General features: G+C 64.2%; 13 protein-coding genes and 2 pseudogenes. 8 read left to right on the top strand and 7 right to left on the bottom strand.

Annotated elements, in window-relative coordinates:
- The first annotated feature begins 18 nt into the window (after positions 1–18).
- A pseudogene (locus tag EJ069_RS29565) lies at positions 19–1,220 on the top strand (aromatic ring-hydroxylating dioxygenase subunit alpha).
- 169 nt (positions 1,221–1,389) lie between these two features.
- Here EJ069_RS29565 and EJ069_RS29560 read toward each other — a convergent pair.
- Positions 1,390–2,808: an aminotransferase gene (locus EJ069_RS29560; protein ID WP_126064132.1), complete on the bottom strand. Its 1,419-nt coding sequence runs from the start codon at positions 2,806–2,808 to the stop codon at positions 1,390–1,392.
- A 394-nt stretch (positions 2,809–3,202) separates the two neighbouring features.
- Here EJ069_RS29560 and EJ069_RS29555 point away from each other — a divergent pair.
- The 3 genes and pseudogenes from EJ069_RS29555 to EJ069_RS29545 all read left to right on the top strand — a co-directional run bounded on the left by EJ069_RS29555 (position 3,203) and on the right by EJ069_RS29545 (position 6,048).
- Positions 3,203–4,119: pseudogene (locus EJ069_RS29555) on the top strand (ABC transporter permease).
- Positions 4,116–4,937, top strand: a complete 822-nt coding sequence (locus EJ069_RS29550; protein WP_126064131.1) for an ABC transporter permease — start codon at positions 4,116–4,118, stop codon at positions 4,935–4,937. Before EJ069_RS29555 ends, EJ069_RS29550 begins: the two are co-directional and overlap by 4 nt.
- Before the next feature lie 37 nt (positions 4,938–4,974).
- The gene (locus EJ069_RS29545) at positions 4,975–6,048 is read left to right on the top strand and encodes an ABC transporter ATP-binding protein (RefSeq protein WP_126064908.1); all 1,074 of its coding nucleotides are present in this window, start codon (positions 4,975–4,977) and stop codon (positions 6,046–6,048) included.
- On the opposite strand, the gene EJ069_RS29540 is transcribed toward EJ069_RS29545, so the two are convergent.
- The 5 genes from EJ069_RS29540 to EJ069_RS29515 all read right to left on the bottom strand — a co-directional run bounded on the left by EJ069_RS29540 (position 6,012) and on the right by EJ069_RS29515 (position 11,428).
- On the bottom strand, positions 6,012–7,310 hold the full coding sequence (locus EJ069_RS29540; RefSeq protein WP_126064130.1) for a flavin monoamine oxidase family protein: 1,299 nt from the start codon (positions 7,308–7,310) through the stop codon (positions 6,012–6,014). The genes EJ069_RS29545 and EJ069_RS29540 overlap by 37 nt on opposite strands.
- A complete protein-coding gene (locus tag EJ069_RS29535) occupies positions 7,307–8,383 on the bottom strand; it encodes an extracellular solute-binding protein (protein WP_126064907.1) in 1,077 nt (358 codons plus the stop codon). Before EJ069_RS29535 ends, EJ069_RS29540 begins: the two co-directional genes overlap by 4 nt.
- Before the next feature lie 397 nt (positions 8,384–8,780).
- Complete coding sequence (locus EJ069_RS29525) at positions 8,781–9,863, bottom strand: ABC transporter substrate-binding protein (protein WP_126064129.1); 1,083 nt, start codon at positions 9,861–9,863, stop codon at positions 8,781–8,783.
- Between the two features lie 80 nt (positions 9,864–9,943).
- Positions 9,944–10,627: a transcriptional regulator BetI gene (gene betI, locus EJ069_RS29520; RefSeq protein ID WP_126064128.1), complete on the bottom strand. Its 684-nt coding sequence runs from the start codon at positions 10,625–10,627 to the stop codon at positions 9,944–9,946.
- Positions 10,628–10,633: 6 nt separating this feature from the next.
- Positions 10,634–11,428 carry a class I SAM-dependent methyltransferase gene (locus tag EJ069_RS29515; RefSeq protein ID WP_126064127.1) on the bottom strand — a complete coding sequence of 265 codons (795 nt, stop codon included), beginning with the start codon at positions 11,426–11,428 and terminating at the stop codon, positions 10,634–10,636.
- 252 nt (positions 11,429–11,680) lie between these two features.
- Here EJ069_RS29515 and EJ069_RS29510 point away from each other — a divergent pair, with 252 nt between their 5' ends.
- Genes EJ069_RS29510 through EJ069_RS29495 form a run of 4 tightly spaced genes read left to right on the top strand, consistent with a single transcriptional unit; the run spans position 11,681 to position 16,400 of the window.
- Positions 11,681–13,300: an NAD(P)/FAD-dependent oxidoreductase gene (locus EJ069_RS29510; protein WP_126064126.1), complete on the top strand. Its 1,620-nt coding sequence runs from the start codon at positions 11,681–11,683 to the stop codon at positions 13,298–13,300.
- Entirely contained in the window at positions 13,287–14,861 is a 1,575-nt protein-coding gene (locus tag EJ069_RS29505; protein ID WP_126064125.1) for an NAD(P)/FAD-dependent oxidoreductase, read from the top strand. Before EJ069_RS29510 ends, EJ069_RS29505 begins: the two co-directional genes overlap by 14 nt.
- Before the next feature lie 46 nt (positions 14,862–14,907).
- Positions 14,908–16,146 carry an aminomethyltransferase family protein gene (locus EJ069_RS29500; protein ID WP_126064124.1) on the top strand — a complete coding sequence of 413 codons (1,239 nt, stop codon included), beginning with the start codon at positions 14,908–14,910 and terminating at the stop codon, positions 16,144–16,146.
- A 2-nt stretch (positions 16,147–16,148) separates the two neighbouring features.
- Complete coding sequence (locus EJ069_RS29495; RefSeq protein ID WP_126064123.1) at positions 16,149–16,400, top strand: hypothetical protein; 252 nt, start codon at positions 16,149–16,151, stop codon at positions 16,398–16,400.
- Positions 16,401–16,635: 235 nt separating this feature from the next.
- Here EJ069_RS29495 and EJ069_RS29490 read toward each other — a convergent pair whose 3' ends face one another.
- Complete coding sequence (locus EJ069_RS29490) at positions 16,636–17,694, bottom strand: dipeptidase (RefSeq protein WP_126064122.1); 1,059 nt, start codon at positions 17,692–17,694, stop codon at positions 16,636–16,638.
- Between the last annotated feature and the right edge of the window lie 255 nt (positions 17,695–17,949).

Genomic DNA, 17,949 nt, shown 5'->3' with positions numbered 1-17,949 from the left:
AAAAAGAAGAGCATTCCGATGAACCCGCACCTCCGTGACGTGGCGATCCCCAACGATTGGGACCGGCGGGTTTGCCGGGGTGGAGCTACCATTCCAACGCCCTTCTCGAGCTCGAGAAGGAATATGTCTTTCGCAATCACTGGCAGATCGCCGGCCATGTCTCCGACGTGCCGAAACCGGGCGACTATCTGACCATGGACGTCATCGGCGAGCGCGCGCTGATCGTGCGCGGCAAGGACGGCGTCGTGCGCGCCTTCAACAACATGTGCCGCCACCGCGGCAGCCGCGTCGTCGCCGACAGCCAGGGCAGCTGCAAGAACGCGCTGGTCTGCCCGTTCCACGGCTGGGTCTACAATCTCGACGGCACGCTGCGCGGCGCTGCCCGTCCGCGCTCCTTCCCCGAGCTCGACAAGACCGAGTTCGGCCTGATGCCGCTCGACCTCGAAATCTGGATGGGGTTCATCTTCATCCGCTTCCGCAAGGGCGGCCCGCAGCCCTCGGTGGCCGAGCTGCTCAAGCCGATCGAAGCCGAGATGGCGCATTACAACGTCGCCGACATGGTGCCATCCTGGGGCATCTGGACCCAGAAATCGCCGGTCAACTGGAAGTCGGTGCGCGACGTCGACAATGAAGGCTATCACGTCGCCATGGCGCATCCGGCGCTGCAGGACCTCTACGGCGCCACCTATTTCGACGAGCCTTTCGTCAATGGCGTGTCGCGCTCCTTCGCCACCTACAATCCACATGCCGGCCGGCGCTGGAGCGTGCGCGAATACATCAAGCTCGCGCCCGAGGCCGCGCATCTGCCGGAGCATCTGCGCAAGGCCTGGATCTATTACGGTATCTTCCCCAACAACGCGCTGTCGATCATGCCGGAATCCGTCCAATTCTATCAGGAGTTCCCGCTGTCGACCGGCGAGACCCTGCTGCGCGGCGCGATCTATCGCTACAAGGACGAGACCAGGGAGCAGGCGGCGGCGCGCTACCTCGCCTACCGCATCGACCGCGACACCATGAACGAGGACGTGCAGCTTTCGGTGTGGTCGAACGAATCCATGCTGTCGGAGGCTTTTGAAGGCTTCTACTTGTCGGATTTGGAGTACGGCGTGCGCACCCACCACGACCATCTGCGCAGGCAGGTCCCGGTGCTGAACCTGGAGACGGCGCCAGAGGAAAAGGACATGTGGGGCCTGAACGACGCGCTGCGGTCGAGGGGATGAGGCTGCTAGTCTCCCCCCTTGAGGGGGAGATGGCCGCGAAGCGGCCAGAGGGGTCGCTGCGCGTGAAGCGCCAACACTTCAGGACGTTAGACAACGCCGGCGATTTACGTGAGATGACCCCCTCTGTCGCCTTCGGCGACATCTCCCCCTCAAGGGGGGAGATTAGCTCTCACCCCCGCCAGACGCCTTCCTTCCGCAAATCATCCATCGTCCGCGAAATCCCTTCGCGCAGGATCGCCACCATGTCGTCGACCTGCTCTTTGGTGATGATCAGCGGCGGCGACATCACGCACATGTTGATCAGCGGCCGCACCAGAAGGCCGAGCTCGTGGCAATGCGCGTCGATGCGTTTGCCGACATTCTTGTCGAGTTGCAGCGGATCCTTGCTTTCGCGATCGGCCACGCATTCGACGCAAGCCATGAGGCCGACGCCGCGCACCTCGCCGACCAGCGGCAGCTCTTCAAGCGTCCTCAACTGCGCCTGGAAATAGGGCGCGATTTCGCGGGTGTGTTGAAGCACGCCCTCTTCCAGCAGGTCGAGATTCTTCAGGGCAACCGCGCAGCCGATCGGATGGCTGGTGTAGGTCAGGCCATGACCGAACAATGCGTCGGGATGGTTGGAGCGGCGCAGTTCTTCCAGCAGCCGCTCGGAGATGATGACGCCGCCGAGCGGGAAATAGCCCGATGTGATGCCCTTGGCGAAGGTGATCATGTCCGGATCGATGCCGAATACGTCGCCGGAGGCAAACACATGGCCGAGCCGTCCGAAACCGGTCACCACCTCGTCCGAGACATAGAGGATATCGTTGTCGCGGCAGATCTCGCGGATGCGCTTCAGATAGCCGTCCGGCGGCACGATGACCCCGCCCGAAGCCTGCACCGGCTCGCCGACAAAGGCGCCGATGCGGTCGGCGCCGACCCGCGCGATCGTGTCGCGGAACTGGTCGACCAGGAAGTCGGTAAAAGCTGCAATGCTCATGCCCTTCGGCCGCCGGAACGGATCGGGCGAGGAAAGCTTGATCACCAGATCGCTCGCCCCGTCCATCCAGTCGTGATCGCGCGGGCGACCGTTAAGCGATGCCGAGAGATAGGTCGAGCCGTGATAGGCGGCGCCGCGACTGAGGATCAGCTTCTTCTCCGGCCGTCCGCGCACATTGTTGTAGAACTGCATGAAGCGCAGCGCCGTCTCCACCGCCGATGAGCCGCCGGTGGTGAAGAAGGTGTGGCTGAGATCGCCGGGCGCCGCATCGGCAATGCGGCGCGCCAGCTCCGCCGAGGGCGCGTTCATCGTGTACCAGGGCGTGTTGTAGGAGAGCGCCATCGCCTGGTCGTACATGACCTTGGCCAATTCCTCGCGGCGATGGCCGACATTGATGCACCACATGCCGGCCGGCCCGTCTATCAGCCGCTTGCCGGAGGCGTCAGTGATGTAGATGCCGTCGCCCTCGCCGATCAGCGTGCGCGCCTCGTCACCGACCGAACCGGCATAGGGCCAGGGCTGGACGAGATGGCGCTTGGCAAGCTCGACTGCATCGTCATCGCCAGGGCCGATCAGTTCGATTGCCTTGATCTTGCTTTGAGCCGCCATCTTCGCCTCGTATCGCCAGAGCTGCCGAATTCTCACCGAACATCAAACGACGCGGAAAACCACGGAAATCCGGCTTTCTGTCCGCCTATTTTGAATGTTCGTTCAATCAATATCGCAGAAATAGCGCTTGATTTCAATCGGCGGATACGCTCATGATGAAAGAAAGCCGGCAAGCCAGGGAGCGATCATGCTCCAAGCATAATTCGGGAACAGGCGGCCGGCGCCAAGGCATGATCCCGAAAAGTGGGAACCGGTTTTCGGATAAGATCATGCTTCAACGAGGAGTTAGGCCGGGATAACGATCCAGCGGAACGTTATCCTGGCCTAGCGAATGGGAAAGCCGCATGGCGGGACAATCCGAGCCAGCTACCGAAATCACGCCCGGAGCGCTGCAATGACGGTTGCCGCGGAAGGGTCGCCCCCGCTGCGCATGGCCGGGCCAGACGAAATCCCCTTCTGCAATCGGAAGCCGTCCAGGGCTTTGCCCTGATCAGTCCCACCTTCGTCTACGCCCTTATTCTTCTCGTCCTGCCGATCCTGGTCGTTATCGCCCATTCCTTCTGGACGCAGAACTATCTCACCATCGACCACACCTTCACCATGGAGAACTACCGGATCGCGCTGACCGAGCCGATCTACCGCGACCTGCTCTGGCGTTCGCTCTACATCTCGCTGACGGTCAGCCTGCTGACGGTGGCCCTCGCCTACCCGATCGCCTACTTCATTTCCTTCCATGGCGGTCGCCACAAGAGCCTGTGGCTGTTCCTCATCACCATCCCGTTCTGGACGAGCTACCTGCTGCGCGTGATGTCGTGGAAGGTGATCCTCGGCTACAATGGCGTCTTGAATTCCGGTCTGATGGGCCTTGGTATCATCAGCGAGCCGTCGGACGCGCTGCTCTACAATTCCACCGCCGTTATCATCACGCTCACCCATGCCTGGGCGACCTTCGCCATCCTGCCGATCTTCGTTTCGCTGGAGAAGGTCGACCGCACCCTGGTCGAAGCGGCGACCGATCTCGGCGACGGGCCGCTGCGCTCCTTCCTGCGTGTCACCCTTCCGCTGTCGGCGCCCGGGGTCATATCGGCGGCGCTGATCGTCATGATCCCGACCGTCGGCGACTATGTCACGCCGAAGCTCGTCGGCGGCAAGGATGGCGTCATGATCGCCAATGCCATCCAGGCGCAGTTCGGCAAGGCGTCGAACTGGCCGCTGGGTGCCGCGCTCTCGGTCACCACCATGGTCATCGTCTCGCTGATGGCCGGCGCCACGGTCCTGATCATTCGCGCTTTACAAAGGTTGGCGCGATGACGGTGACAAGACGTCTCCTGCCGGGATGGCTGTCGAGCTACGCCACGCTCTACATCCTGTTCCTCTATCTGCCGGTGATCTTCCTGCCGATCTTCTCGATCAACACGGCGGCGACGCCGAAATTCCCGCTCTCGGGCGTCACGCTGCACTGGTACGAGGACCTGCCGAAAACGCCGGCGCTGATCGACGCAACCTGGAACAGCCTGATCGTCGGCGTCTCCGCCTCGATCCTGTCGACGGTGCTCGGCATCCTCGCCGCCCGCTCGATCACCCGCTACCGTTACCCGGGCCGCCGCGCCATCAACGGCCTGATCATGGCGCCGCTGGTGCTGCCCGAGGTGATCGTCGCCATCTCCATGCTGCTTGTCATGCTGCAGCTTGGCCTCAGCCTATCGCTCTTCACCGTGGTGCTCGGCCATGTTCTGGTCTGCATCCCCTACTCCATGACCGTCCTGACCTCGGGCTTCGAGGGTTTCGACCGCAGCCTGGAGGAGGCTTCCGCCGACCTCGGCGAAAGCGCCTTCGGCACCTTCCGGCGGGTGACGCTGCCCATGGTCGCGCCGGCGATCATCTCCAGCCTGCTCGTCTGCTTCACCATCTCGCTCGACGAATTCATCATCGCCTTCTTCCTCACCGGCACCGAGGCGACGCTGCCGATCTACATCTGGGGCCAGCTGCGCTTCGCGGCCAAGCTTCCCGGCGTGCTGGCGCTCGGCACCTTGCTGCTGTTGGCGTCCTTCGTCCTGATGACAATTGCCGAAATCCTGCGCCGCCGCGCGGCGAGACGCACCCAGAACGAGGGAGGCCTCCATGCTTGAGCGGGTCCAGTCCGAGCGCATCCAATCCGACCGCACCATGATCGACATCCGCGACGTCACCCGCAGCTACGGATCGTTCAAGGCGCTGGACAATGCATCGCTGGCGATCCGCGAAGGTGAGTTCTTTTCGCTGCTCGGGCCCTCGGGCTGCGGCAAGACCACGCTGTTGCGCATGATCGCCGGTTTCGACACGCCGACCAGCGGCTCGATCGCCGTCGACGGCCAGCCGATGGACGGCATTCCCGCCAACCGGCGACCCACCAACATGGTCTTCCAGAGCTATGCGATCTTCCCGCATCTCAACGTCGAGCAGAACGTCGCCTATGGGCTGAAGCGGCTGAAGCTGCAGGGCGGCGAAGAAGAACGCCGCGTCGAGGAGGCGCTGGCGCAGGTGTCGCTGACCGGCCTCGGCAAGCGCCGCGCCACCGAGCTCTCCGGCGGCCAGCGCCAGCGCGTCGCGCTCGCCCGGGCGCTGGTCATGCGGCCGAAAGTGCTGCTGCTCGACGAGCCGCTCTCGGCGCTCGACAAGAAGCTGCGCGAGCAGATGCAGGTCGAATTGCGCCGCCTGCAGCAGGCGGTCGGCATCACCTTCGTGCTGGTCACCCATGACCAGTACGAGGCCCTGGCCATGTCCGACCGCATCGCGGTGATGTTCAGCGGCCGCATCGCGCAGGTCGCCTCGCCGAAGGAGATCTACCAGCGCCCGGTCAACCGCCAGGTCGCCGACTTCCTAGGCGGCATGAACTTCGTCAAGGCCGAGATCGTCGAGGAGAACGGCGCCTCGCTGGTGCTCGACACGCTGGGCTTCGGCCGCGTCAGGACCGACAAGCCCAAGGCTTTCATGCGCAATGGCGGCGCGGCGACGCTCGGCATCCGGCCCGAACGCCTGCGCGTTCTGTGGGACAATGCGTCGGCAAAATTCGAGGTCGCCGGCAAGGTGGTGGAGCGCCACTATTTCGGCGAGATCACCCATCTGATCGTCGAGATACCGGGACTCGAAAAACCGCTCTCGGTGACCGAGACCAATGATTTCGGCGCCGACGATATTCCGGTCGGCGCCCCGATCCGCCTCGCCTACGACCCCGAGGCCTTGGTGGCGATGGCCGACTGAATCTTTGCAGCAGCGATGCGCCCGGCGACGATCGCGCCCTCGACATAACCCGGGAAAGACGGCGAGACTTCCGAAGCGGCGAAATAGACCGGCGGCGCGCCGGCAAGGATCACGCGCTCGGCATGGCGCGCGGTCACATCGATGATGAGATCGCTATAAGCGCCGCCGCTCCAGCGGTCATGCGTCCAGTCACGCGCGCTGAAATCGATGATGTCGGCGGCCTGCGGGCCGAGCGCCTGGACAAGCCTGGCGGTGATTTCCGCCTGCAGCGCCGCCTCGCCGAGCGGATGCCAGCGCAGCGCGAGTGGCCCGCCGACAAACACGACAAGCGCGGCGTGACCGGCATCCTGGCTGGCGTCGCAGGCAAACAGCCCCGGCTGGTCGCGCCACATCACCATGCCGCACAGGCCCCGCTCGCGCCAGAACGGCTTTGCGTAGCGCACCAGGATCTTGATCACCGCGCCGCTTTCCCAGACGCCGAGCGCGCCTGCAAGCTCGGCAGGCAGGGCAGGCGCGAAGTCGAGCTTGGCGGCCGTCGCCGGCGGCAGCGCGATCAGAACCTCGCGCGCTTCGATCGTGGCCGCGCCGGTGCTGATGCGAACGCCTTGCGAGGCGCGCTCGACACGCGTCGCCGCCTGGTTCAGGCGCAGCCGGTCGCCGAGCTCGGCGGCCAGATCCTCGGCTAGCGATTGCATGGTGTCGCCCAGAAAATACTGCAGCTCGAACACCTCGTTGGTGATGCGGCGGTCATTGTCGATCAGGTACCAGAGCGGCACCTTGTCCAGCGCCAGGCACCACAGGCCCTCGATCATCGAACGGAAGGCCGCCTTGGCGTCGGCCGTGTCTTTCTGGCGTTCGAGCCATGTCGCCACGGTCAGTCCGGCGATCGAGGCATCGTCCGGCTCGATCCTGTTCATGCGCTCGCGGATCGCCATCGCGATCCGATAGGTCCGCTCGGCTTCCTCGACCGACATCGACGGATGGGTGATGAACTCGCCTTCGATATAGGTCTCGACGAAGCTCTTGCCCCGCGCCTTGGCCAGCGCCATCAGCTCGGGCATGTCCTGGCATAGGAACTGCCCGCCGCTGTCGATCAGCTCGCCGAGCCCGTTGCGGACAGCCTCCACCCTGCCGCCGGCACGATCACGTGCTTCAAGGACAAGGAAATCGATACCCGCCCGCTTCAGCTCGAGCGCGGCGCATAAGCCGGTGAAACCGGCGCCGACGATGACGACGTCCGTTCTTTCAATGATGCTGCTCAATAGCCGGCCTTGATCTTCTCGAATTCGGCGACCATGCGCTGCTTGAGGTCCGGCGCCACCGGCTGCTGGAACAGCGTCTTGTCGAGGAACTTGTCGAGATTGTCGAAGCCGCGCTCGGTGAGCAGCTTCTGGTCCATCGCCGCCATGCCCGCGCTGTTGCCGTGACCGTAGCCGAAGGTCTTCACCATATACTCCGAAACGCCCGGCGCGTTGACCGCGCTCAGGAAATCATAGGCCTGGTCGAGCTTGCCCGGCGCATCCTTAAGCAGCACATAGCCGCACACCCAGGTCGAAATGCCTTCCTTGGTGTCGCGGTTCATGGCGATCGGCATCCCCTGGCCTTTCAGCGTCACATAGGTCTCATTCCAACCCCAGACCAGGTCGACCTCATTGCCCGTGAAGGCCTGATTGAGGTCGGTGTCGTCGGTCCAGTAGAAGCGGACATTCTTGTGCACGTCGCGCAGGAAGGCGGAGGCCTCGCTGAACTGCTCGTCCGTCATCCTGGTCAAGTCCTTCAGGCCGATGACCAGGCTCGCCAGCGCATAGGCGTCGTCGACATTGTCGCCGATGGTGACGCGGCCCTTGAACTTCGGATCGGCGAAGATTTTCAGCGACTGTGCCTCGTCCGCCGTCACCTTGTCGGTGCGGTAGAGCAGCGAGGTGTTGCCCCAGTCGAACGGCATGAACCAAGCCTTGCCGTCGGCGGTGGTGGCCAGATCCTTCATCGCCATGATGCCGGGATTGAGATCTTTCCAGCCGGCAATCTTCGAGGTGTCGAGCGGCTGCAGCAAACCCGCCTCGCGCCACTTCACCACGCTTTGCGAGCAGGGATGCGCGATGTCTGCCTTGAAGCCGGCGCGCATCTTCTCGAAGGCCTCATCCTCGTCGCCGAAGAAGGAGAAGGTCGGCTCGGCGCCGTGTTTGGCGGTATAGGCCGGATGCAGCAGCGGGTCCTCGTAGCCGGACCAGTCGAAGACGACGAGGTCGCCGCCACCTTCGGCAAGCGCATAGGCGGAGCCCGCGCCGACTGTGACGAGGGCGGCCAAAGCAAGGCGGCGAAGCATGGTCTTCATGGCGCGAAAAACTCCCCCATCGCGGACATATCGGGAGAGGTTAGGAGAATTCAGGAGCTTTGGCGAGCCCGCGGGATCGGCGAGCAACCGCTTCAGACCAACATGCGACCGAGACCAGCAATTGTCGAAGTCAGCGCTACCCCTCATCGCCCTGCCGGGCACTTCTCCCGTATAGTGACGGGGAGAAGGGGCTGGCCGCAACGTCGGCTCTCCTTGTTGCGGCGCTGACCATTGGCGAAACCAGCGATGACAGCGCCCCTCTCCCCGTCACTATACGGGGAGAGGATGCCGGTAGGCAGGTGAGGGGCGGCGCCAGCGCTCGAAAGGACGATGGTGCAACCTGAGTTATGACCCTCGTTCCATTCGAGCGAACAAGAACCGCCACCCGAAATAAAGCTCAATAGCCGGCTTTGATCTTTTCGAATTCGGCGATCATCTTGAGCTTGAGCTCCGACGGCAGCGGCTGCTGGAACAGCGTCTTGTCAACCCATTTCTCCACATTGTCGTAGCCCTTTTCCTTCAGCACCGCCGGGTCGACGCCCGCCATGCCCTTGGCATTGGCCTGGCCGTAGCCCCAGTCCTTGACCAGCACCTTGGCGACTTCCGGATCGTTGACGGCGTTGAGATAATCATAGGCCTTGTCGATGTTGCCGGGCGCGTCCTTGAACAACACGTAGCCGCATACCCAGGTCGAGATGCCCTCGTCGGTGTCCTTCTTGGACTTGATCGGCACGCCCGCGGCGGCCGACTGCACGGTGGCGTCGTTCCAGGCCCAGGCGAGGTCGACTTCGCCACCCGAAAGCAGCTGCACGATGTCAGTGGTGTCGGTCCAGTAGGAGCGGACATTCTTGTGCACCTGGCGCAGGAAATCGGATGCCTGCTTGAACTGGTCGTCCGTCATCTTGGTCCAATCTTTCAACCCGATGGCGAGGCTGGCCAGCGCATAGGCGTCGTCGACATTGTCCCCGATTGAAACACGGCCCTTGTATTTCGGATCGGCGAAGACCTTCAGCGACTGCACGTCCTTTTCGGCGATCTTGTCGGAATTGTAGGTGAGTTGGGTATCGCCCCAGTCCCACGGCATGAACCAGGCCTTGCCGTCGGGCGTCGTGGCGAGGTCCTTCATCGCCATGATGCCGGGATTGAGGTCCTTCCAGCCGGTGATCTTCGAGGTGTCGAGCGGCTGCAAGAGCCCGGCTTCGCGCCACTTCACAACGCTTTGCGAGCAGGGATGGCCGAGATCGGACTTGAAGCCGGAGCGGATCTTTTCGAAGGCCTCATCCTCGTCGCCGAAGAAGGCGAAGGTCGGCGAGTCGCCGTTCTTCTCGACATATTTGCCGTGGAAGCTCGGATCCTCGTAGCCGGACCAGTCGAACACGATCAGGTCCTTGTCGGCGGCGACGGCGAGCGCCGCCGCCGAAGCCGCGATCGCGCTCCCAAGCGCCAGGGTCAAAGTCAGGCGTCGGCTGAGTTTCTTCATGCAGTTCCATCCTCTTTTGGTTTGCCGGTCTTGTTTGGCCGGCTGTTGCTAACCCCGGTTTTTGCTAGCCCCAGTTCTCGCTAGCCGTAGTGTTTCGGGAAGGCGGCGGCTAAGAACGCGTTCGCCGCCTGCAATGCCGTCTCGCGCGTGGTGTCCTCCGTCCCCATCATCAGCCGCAGCCACAGGCCCTCGAGCATGGCGCTGAGCGCGAGCGCGATGGCCTGGGGGTCATAGCTGTATCCGCCGCTTTCCTTGAGCGTCGTGCAGAGATCGATGAAGACCTGCTGGTAATAGGCGTCGCGTGAGCTGCTCAGCGCCTGGTAGGTCGGCCGCGACTTGGCCTCGCCCCAGAAGGCGAGCCAGGCGGCGAGCTTGCGCTTGTTGCAGATCGATCGGTCGAAATCGGCCCACACCAGCTGCTGCAATTGTCTCGCCGGATCGTCGCCCGCCTTCTGGAGGGCGGTGCGCCAATGCGCCGAATACTCGTCATACATGTGCTGCAGCGTGGCGATGAGCAGCTTTTCCTTGCTCTCGAAATGGAAGTTGACGATGCCCCGCGACAGGCCCGCGCCGTCGGCCACGTCGGCCATCGTCGTTTCGGCATAACCGCGCTTGGCGAGCGAATCGATCGTCGCCTCGATCAGCTGCAACCGGCGGACCTCTTTCGAGGCCTTGCGGCCGCGCTTTTCGGCATCGCCTTTGGATGCCGTTTCGGAGAGAGCATCGCTCGCCTCAGTCTTCATGGGTGTGACGGTCTCCAGCATCGCCGGCTATCCAACCGGCTTCCAACCGCGCAGATGAGTGGGGCGGTGCTCGCCACTGTCAAGCACCTTCTGCATCGCCTCCCAGGTCCTGATGTTCTTGTCGACATAGGCCGCGCCGGCCGCTGCCGCGGCCTGCGCGTAGAGCGCCCCCTTTAGCCGCGAAAGCTCTTCGTGCGCGACCGCGCGGTACCATGGATTGCGGTCGCGGATGGTGATGTCGGTGAAGCCGGCGCGCCGCATCGCTTCGGCGTAGCGCGCCGGCGAGGCCATGGCGAAGGACAAGCCCTCCGCCTCGACATAGGCTTTCATCTCCGGCGACGGTTCGCCGTCATGTCCGATCATCCAGTTCGATGCCGCGAAGACCCCGCCCGGCTTCAGCACGCGGAAGATTTCAGCGAACAGCGCGTCCTTGTCCGGCACATGCAAAAGCGCGTCCTTGGAGAAGACGACGTCGAAGGAGGCGTCGGTGAAAGGCAGCGGCCCCGGCGGCGCCTGGACGAAGCTGACGCGGTCCTCGAGGCCCTGCCTTATCGCCCCTCGCCTTGCCGCCTCGATCACCGGCTTTTCGACGTCGAAGCCGGTGGCTCGAGCCGCTCCATGCTTTGCCACCAGATGCAGCGTGATGCCGCCGGCTCCGCAGCCGATATCGAGGATCGTCTTGCCCTGGAGCGAAACGCCTTCGACCACGCGATCGACCTCTTCGGGACCGCCCGGCGACAGGTAGCCCTCGCCCCACAACGCTTCGAGGAAACGGATGGCTGTGTCGTCATATTCCGGCTCGGCGTCAGCCGTTTCGATCATCGGATCTTCAGCCCCAAATGCCGATGTGGATCAGTCCAGATGCTGCCAAAGCCTAGCGCATCAACAGGAAAACGCAACATCATTTGTTGAACATTCATTCAAAATGGCTGGACAAAAAACCGTGAACCGTGCCAAATTCTGGCAATCGGGGAACAAAGGCACCGGGCAATTCGGGAAAAGCGTGAAGCGGTTTTCCGTCAGGAGTTGCGCAGAAACAAAAAGATAGGGCTACCGGATGGAGGTTCTGCGCACATGAAGGCCTGGGACGCGATCGTCATCGGCGGCGGACATAACGGACTGGTCAACGCCTGCTATCTGCAGCGCGCCGGCCTGGACGTGCTAGTGGTCGAGAAGAACGACTGGGTCGGTGGCGCGGCCACCAGCCGCGAGCTGACGCCGGGCTTCCTCTACTCCAACTGTTCCTATGTCTGCTCGCTGTTCCGACCCGAGATCATGCGTGACCTGGAGCTGCCGCGCTTCGGCCTGCAGGTGATCTCCTATGAAGGCGGCGCCGTGTTCACGCGCGATGGCGACTATCTTGCCAACTACCGCGACCACGATGCGCATCGCCGCGAGTTCGCCCGCTTCTCGAAGCGCGACGCCGAGGCCTATGATCGCTATTCGCGCGACGTCACGCGGCAGTGCCGCTTCATCCAGCCGCTCTTGATGCGCACCGCGCCCGACCCGACCAGCTTCAGGCCGCGCGACCTCGGCGAGCTGCTCTATCTCGGCAAGAAGTTCGCCGGCCTCTCGGCCGAGGAGATGGCGCTGACCCTGCGCTTCTGGACGATGTCGATCTCGGACTTCCTCGACGAGTATTTCGAGACCGAAGTCATCAAGGCGAATTTCGCGCTCTCCGGCATCATCGGCACGGCGCTCGGGCCCATGTCGCCGGGCACGGCTTACGTGCTGCTCCACCACTATATGGGCGAGGTCGACGGCTCGGTCGGCGCCTGGGGCTATGCGCGCGGCGGCATGGGCGCCGTCACCAGGGCGCTGGCCGCCTCCTTCAAGGCTTCCGGCGGCACCATCCGCACCGGCGCCGAGGTCGATCATGTGCTGATCAGGAACGGCAAGGCCAAGGGCGTGGTGCTCGCCGGCGGCGAGGAGATTTTTGGCAAGCTCGTCATCTCCAACGCCGACGTCAAGCGCACCTTCCTGAAACTGGTCGAGGAGAAGGAACTGCCCGAGATCTTCCTGCGCCGTGTCAGGAATTTCAAGATTCGCGGCTCGTCCGGCAAGGTCAACATCGCGCTGGATTCGCTGCCCGAGTTTCCGGCGCTGCCGAAGGACTCGCCGGTCTATCGCGCCGACATGCATTTCACCGATTCCATTGAACGCATGGAGCGCGCCTATGACGACTGGAAGGCCGGGCGCTGGTCTGCCGACCCCTTCCTCGACATGATGATCCCGACCACGCTCGACCCGACCATGGCGCCGCCGGGCAAGCACTTCATGAGCTGCTTCGTCCAATACGCGCCGCCCAAGATAGACGGGCGCGACTGGACCGACGCCGACCGCGACGGCTTCGCCGAAAGCGTGATTTCCCAGATCGCGCAATATTCGCCCGGTTTCCGCGATCGCATCGTCCATATGGAAGTGCGCACGCCGCGCGAGATCGAGGCCGAGGTGGGCCTCACCGAAGGCAATATCTTCCAGGGCGAGCTGACCTTCGACCAACTGCTCTTCAACCGCCCGGTGCCGGGCTACGCGCAATACCGTTCGCCGGTCGGCGGTCTCTATATGTGCGGCTCCTCCACCCATCCCGGCGGCGGCGTCATGGGCGCGCCCGGACGCAACGCCGCCGCCGAGATCCTGCGCGATCTCGCCAAGCCGACCCTGCATATGAGCCCGGCCCATGACGTCATCTGAACTGAATTGGGACGCCATCGTCATCGGCGGCGGCCATAACGGCCTCGTTGCCGCCGCCACGCTGGCCAAGTCGGGCCGCAAGGTGCTGCTGCTCGAAGCCGGCAAAGAGGTCGGCGGCGCCGCGCGCACCGAGGAGTTCGCGCCCGGCTTCCGCGTCTCCGCCGTCGCGCATCTGCTCAACCGCCTGCATCCCGATGTGGTGAAGACGCTGGAGCTGGAACGCCACGGGGTGACGATCGAACGCGGCGACTTCGTGCCGTCGGTGGCGCTGTCCAAGGACGGCCCGCTGGTGCTGCACGGCGCCTATGGCGAAGTGCTGACCGGCGCAAGCCCTTCGGAGCAAGCTGCCTGGAAGCAACTGCGCGCGCAATTGCTGCGCTATGCCGGCGTGCTTAAGCCTTTCCTGTCGCGCCGGCCGCCTGACCTCGGCAACATGTCGCTGGCCGAGATGACCGGGCTCGGCCGGACGGCGCTGGCGTTGAAGCGGCTCGGCAAGGAAGACATGCGCGACTTCCTACGCGTGCTTCTGATGAACGTCTACGACCTGCTCGACGAGCAGCTTTCGGACGACCCGCTGAAGGGCCTGCTCGCCTTCGACGCGACGCTCGGCTCGCATCTGGGGCCGCGCTCGCCGACCTCGCTGCTCGGTCTCTACTACAGACTTGCCGGCGAGATCGGCGGCCTTGCGGGCGCGCAAGTCCAGCCGAAAGGCGGCATGGGCGCCGTCGTTGCCGCCATTCGCGCCGCGGCGGAGAAGGCCGGCGTCTCCATCCGTCACGCTTCGCCGGTCGCCAGGGTGATCGTCGAGAAGGGCCACGCCGTGGGGGTCGTCACGCAGAGCGGCGAGACACTGCGCGCAAAGACCGTCGTCTCGGCCATCAATCCCGCGACCACGATCCTCGATCTCGTCGGCCCGCGCGAGGTCGACACCGGCTTCGTGCGCAAGGTCCGGAATGTCCGCATGAAGGGCGATGCGGCGAAGCTCCATCTGGCGCTCGACCGGCCGCCGCAATTCGCTGGCGTCGATGCCGCCGGCCATAAGGGTCGCCTCGTCATCGCGCCTTCGCCCGACCATGTCGAGCGCGCCTTCAACCCGTCGAAATATGGCGCGTTCTCGCCCGAGCCGGTGATGGAGATCACCCTGCCCAGTCTCGCCGATCCCTCGCTTGCACCGTCCGGCGCCTGCGTGCTTTCGGCCCTGGTGCAATACGCGCCCTACGCGTTGAAAGAAGGCTGGACGGCCGGCAAGCCGCTACTCCTGAAAGCAATCATGGCACAGCTCGAAGTCTATGCGCCTGGGATCGGCGCCACGGTGCGCCACGCCGAGCTTCTGACGCCCGCCGACATCGAGGCGCGTTACCGCATGCCCGGCGGCCATTGGCACCATGGCGAGTTACAGGCCGACCAGATGCTGATGTCGCGGCCGGTCTCCGGCTGGTCGGGCTACGACACGCCGCTCGAAGGGCTGTTCCTTGCCGGCGCCGGCTCGCATCCGGGAGGCGGCATCTCCGGCGCGCCCGGCCTCAACGCCGCGCGCCGCATCATCGCGATGAGGGCATGAGGATGAAATTCGTCGAAGTAGCGCTTTACGGCGAAGGAACGCCGTCATGAACCATCATCCCACCATAAAGCCGTCAAGCGACGCCCGCACAGCAGCCCAATCCCACTTCCGCACGCTGCGGCTCGGAACCCCGTTCCAGCCCCGCATCGACGCGCTGGGGCTGAAGCAGGACTGGTACAATTGGGCCGGCTACCGCGCGCCGCATTCGCTGTGGGACGAGGAGCTGGAATATTTCGCCATCCGCAGCCAGGCGGCGCTGTTCGACATCTCGCCGATGATCAAATACCGGATTGAAGGCCCGGACGCCGAGGCCTATCTCGACCGCGTCACGCTGCGCGACGTCACAAGGCTGAAGCCCGGCCGCGTCCACTACACCGCCTGGTGCGACGACGACGGTTTCGTGCTTGACGACGGGACGCTGTTCCGGCTCTCGCCGACGCGCTTCCGCCTGTGTTCGCAGGAGCGGCATCTGCCCTGGCTGCTCGACAGCGCTTTTCGATACGATGTGACTGTCGAGGAGGAGACCGAAGCCGTGGCCGGCCTGGCGCTGCAAGGCCCGACCTCCTTCGCCATCCTGCGCGACGCGGGCTTCGCCGGCGTCGAGCGGCTGAAGATCTTCGACCTTGCCGAATTCGCGCATGACGGTGGCGCCGTCACCATCTCGCGCACCGGCTTCACCGGGGATCTCGGCTACGAGCTGTTCGTACCGGCCGACAAGGCACTGACCCTCTGGGACAGGCTGATGGCCGCCGGCGAATTGCGCGGCATCCGCGCCATCGGCTACACCGCGCTGAACCGCGCTAGGCTGGAAGCTGGCCTCATCGTCGCCAATGCCGACTTCACCACGTCCGAGCATGCCATCCGCACCGACCGTCTGCGCATGCCCGACGAGATCGGCTTCGGCTTCATGATCGATCCGGACAAGGGCCACTTCAACGGCCGCCGCGCCATCTTCGAAGCGCGCGCCAGGAAGAAGCTGCGCCATGTGCTGGTTGGGCTGGAGATCGAAGGCAACATCCCGGCCGAGCACGCCATCGTCTACTACAGGAAGAGCCAGGAAGTCGGGCTGGTCAGCGCGGCGATGTGGTCGCCCATGGCCAAGCGCAACATCGCGCTCGCCTCCTTGCAGCGGCCCTATGGCGACACGATCGTCGACGATCTCTGGGTCGAGATCTACGCCATGCGCGAGCTGCAGTACCAGAAGCTGATGAAGAAGGCGAAGGTGGTCCCGCGGCCCTTCATCAAGCTCGACCGCCGCACCGCCAACCCGCCGGCGGACTTCTGACGATGGCAAGCGAAGCGGAAGACCTGGAAGCAGAGGTCGCCGAGCAGTGGCAGCTGGTGAACACGCCGCTCGGCGAGATGTGGTCCGGCCGCACTCGCTACGCGGCGGCGATGTATTTCTTCAAGCGCGGCGAGATGAATGCGGAAACGCTGGAGGTCTACCGCATCTGCGCCCGGCTCGACGCGGAAAACCCCTTGGCGATCATCCGCGACCGCGGCGTCGGCCAGGAATGGCTGAAGCGGATGGCTTTTTAAGGCCTTCCTCGCGGTCGTCATTCTAGGGCGGAGCAAGGAGCGTAGCGACGCGGCGCAGACCCTAGAATCCATTCCGTGACCGCTGCGCGCCGCAACGGTGCAAGCATATCGTTCGTCGGTAGCGGCGAAGCAAAATCCTGGACCGCTGCAACGCCGTGAGGTCACGGAATGGATCCTCGGGTCTGCGCCGCGTCGCTTCGCTCCTTGCTCCGCCCGTGGATGACGAAGTCGCGCTTCACCCAATCGTCCGTTCCAGCACGCTCAACCAGTTCCGGTAAGCGATCTTCTCGATCAGCGCGCGTCCGAAACCGCGCGCCGCGAGCGCATCGATGAGCTTGGGCAGGCCGGCGACATCACCGATCGGGGCCGGGATCATGGCGCCGTCGAAATCGGAGCCGAGGCCCACGCCGTCCTCGCCCAGCGCCTGCAGCAGCGAATCGATGTGTCGCACCATGATGTCGATGCTGGTGTCGGCGTTCATGCGGCCATCCTCGCGCAGGAAGCCGGTGGCGAAGTTCAGGCCGACCATGCCGCCCGATTCGCGGATCGCGCCGAGCTGCCAGTCGGTGAGGTTGCGCGAATGGCCGCAGATCGCATGCACGTTGGAGTGGGTCGCGACCAGCGGCGCGTCGCTGAGCTCGGCCACGTCGCGAAAACCCTTCTCGTTGAGATGCGAGAGGTCGATCATGATCCTAAGCCGGTTGCAGGCCTTGACCAGCGCCTTGCCGGCATCGGTGAGGCCAGGCCCGGTATCGGGCGAGGAGGGAAAGCGGAACGGCACGCCATTGCCGAAGGCGTTCGGGCGGCTCCAGACGATGCCCAGCGAGCGCAGCCCGGCGGCGTGCAGCACGTCGAGCATGGCGAGCCCGGGATCGATCGCCTCAACGCCTTCGATATGGAAGATCGCCGCGATCGAGCCCTTCGCCATGGCGTCCCGCACATCGCCGGCGCTGCGGCAGACGGTCAGCGCGCCGGCGCGCTCCAGCCTGAACAGGATCGAAGCCATGCCGATGGTCGAGGTGATCGCTTCTGCTTGCGGCAGCTCGGGCGGCAAGGGCTCGTTGTCGCTCGGCGCCGGCGGCACGGCGCTGCGCTTCGACTTTTCGACCGGCGGCGGAAAGATCGCGAACATGCCGCCGGCAAAGCCGCCCTTTCTGGCGCGCGGCAGGTCGATATGGCCACCCGGCGTTCCCTCGATGAACAGTTTTTCGACATCGGCTTCCTTCGACTGGTAGAGTCGCAGCAGCGTGTCGTTGTGTCCGTCTAAAACGGGGATCAGATCGGTATCGGTCATCAGGGGAGCCATTCAAATCGGGGACGGGCGGGACGACAGGTTTCGTCCGAACGAACCGTCAACTTAGGCAAGATGGCCGGCCGGCGCAAATGCGAAGGCTGGCTCTTTTCCTTCTCCCCTTGTGGGAGAAGGTGGATCGGCGCGCCAGCGCCGAGACGGATGAGGGGTGTTCCAGCTTGACAAGGACGGCGATCCGTCCAACACCCCTCATCCGGCCGCTGCGCGGCCACCTTCCCCCGCAAGGGGGGAAGGAAG

This window comes from Mesorhizobium sp. M2A.F.Ca.ET.043.05.1.1, from assembly GCF_003952445.1.
In the GTDB taxonomy this organism is placed as follows: domain Bacteria; phylum Pseudomonadota; class Alphaproteobacteria; order Rhizobiales; family Rhizobiaceae; genus Mesorhizobium.
Note: the sequence above shows the minus strand (reverse complement) of the source record. Positions and strands in the feature narration are given on the sequence as shown.